The organism is Janthinobacterium psychrotolerans, assembly GCF_001677885.1.
In the GTDB taxonomy this organism is placed as follows: Bacteria; Pseudomonadota; Gammaproteobacteria; order Burkholderiales; family Burkholderiaceae_D; genus Janthinobacterium; species Janthinobacterium psychrotolerans.
Genome location: NZ_LOCQ01000013.1, coordinates 1 through 1,365, shown reverse-complemented (window position 1 = coordinate 1,365; position 1,365 = coordinate 1). Strand labels below are relative to the sequence as shown.

Here is a 1,365-nt window from a genome sequence, read left to right as displayed (position 1 = left end):
CACGAAGCAATCGGAAGTGGTTCCAAGAAAAGCCTCTAAGCTTCAGTCATACGAGACCGTACCGCAAACCGACACAGGTGGGCGAGATGAGTATTCTAAGGCGCTTGAGAGAACTCGGGAGAAGGAACTCGGCAAATTGGTACCGTAACTTCGGGAAAAGGTACGCCCCGGTAGCTTGACTGCTTTACTGCAGAAGGGTGAAAGGGTTGCAATAAACTGGTGGCTGCGACTGTTTAATAAAAACACAGCACTCTGCAAACACGAAAGTGGACGTATAGGGTGTGACGCCTGCCCGGTGCTGGAAGATTAAATGATGGGGTGCAAGCTCTTGATTGAAGTCCCAGTAAACGGCGGCCGTAACTATAACGGTCCTAAGGTAGCGAAATTCCTTGTCGGGTAAGTTCCGACCTGCACGAATGGCGTAACGATGGCCACACTGTCTCCTCCCGAGACTCAGCGAAGTTGAAATGTTTGTGATGATGCAATCTACCCGCGGCTAGACGGAAAGACCCCATGAACCTTTACTGTAGCTTTGCATTGGACTTTGAACCAATCTGTGTAGGATAGGTGGGAGGCTTTGAAGCGGGGACGCTAGTTCTCGTGGAGCCAACCTTGAAATACCACCCTGGTTTGTTTGAGGTTCTAACCTTGGTCCGTTATCCGGATCGGGGACAGTGCATGGTAGGCAGTTTGACTGGGGCGGTCTCCTCCTAAAGTGTAACGGAGGAGTTCGAAGGTACGCTAGATACGGTCGGACATCGTGTTGATAGTGCAATGGCATAAGCGTGCTTAACTGCGAGACTGACAAGTCGAGCAGGTACGAAAGTAGGACATAGTGATCCGGTGGTTCTGTATGGAAGGGCCATCGCTCAACGGATAAAAGGTACTCTGGGGATAACAGGCTGATTCCTCCCAAGAGTTCATATCGACGGGGGAGTTTGGCACCTCGATGTCGGCTCATCACATCCTGGGGCTGTAGCCGGTCCCAAGGGTATGGCTGTTCGCCATTTAAAGTGGTACGTGAGCTGGGTTTAAAACGTCGTGAGACAGTTTGGTCCCTATCTGCCGTGGGCGTTGGAAATTTGAAGGGGGCTGCTCCTAGTACGAGAGGACCGGAGTGGACGAACCTCTGGTGTACCGGTTGTCACGCCAGTGGCATTGCCGGGTAGCTAAGTTCGGAAGAGATAACCGCTGAAAGCATCTAAGCGGGAAACTTGCCTTGAGATGAGATTTCCCAGAGCCTTGAGCTCTTTGAAGGGTCGTTCGAGACCAGGACGTTGATAGGCTGGGTGTGGAAGTGCAGTAATGCATTAAGCTAACCAGTACTAATTGCCCGTACGGCTTGTCCCTATAACCTTAGCAGGT

Annotated in this window: 1 rRNA gene; it reads left to right on the top strand. The window is 51.5% G+C overall.

The features are described 5' to 3' along the window. Nucleotides 1-1,350 (top strand): 23S ribosomal RNA (locus ASR47_RS00100); the annotation flags it as partial. Nucleotides 1,351-1,365 lie beyond the last annotated feature (15 nt).